The following is a 385-nucleotide window of genomic DNA, read 5'->3' on the forward strand; positions in this document are numbered from 1 at the left end:
CCAATGTTCGTCCTTCTCAGTCAATCAGGGGAAACGGCTGATAGTCGCCAGGTATTGGTTAAGGCCAATGCTATGGCCATCCCAAGTCTGACTGTGACCAATGTGCCAGGCTCTACCCTGTCTCGTGAAGCAACCTATACCATGCTTCTTCATGCCGGGCCAGAAATCGCTGTTGCTTCAACCAAGGCCTACACAGCTCAAATCGCAGCTTTGGCTTTCTTAGCTAAGGCAGTTGGTGAAGCCAATGGTAAACAAGAGGCTATCGATTTTGATTTGGTTCATGAACTCTCTATCGTAGCCCAATCCATTGAGTCAACCTTATCTGAAAAAGATAGCATTGCTAAGAAGGTTGAAAAGCTCTTGCCAACTAGTCGCAATGCCTTCT

At 47.0% G+C, this 385-nt stretch carries 1 protein-coding gene; it reads left to right on the forward strand.

The genetic code is table 11. The annotated features are described in order from the left end of the window. Positions 1–3: 3 nt before the first annotated feature. A partial coding sequence (locus FH871_RS35140) for an SIS domain-containing protein (RefSeq protein ID WP_229317789.1) occupies positions 4–385 on the forward strand: 382 nt, incomplete at its 3' end.

Origin of the sequence: Larkinella sp. C7, assembly GCF_006149005.1 — a bacterium.
In the GTDB taxonomy this organism is placed as follows: domain Bacteria; phylum Bacteroidota; class Bacteroidia; order Cytophagales; family Spirosomataceae; genus Larkinella.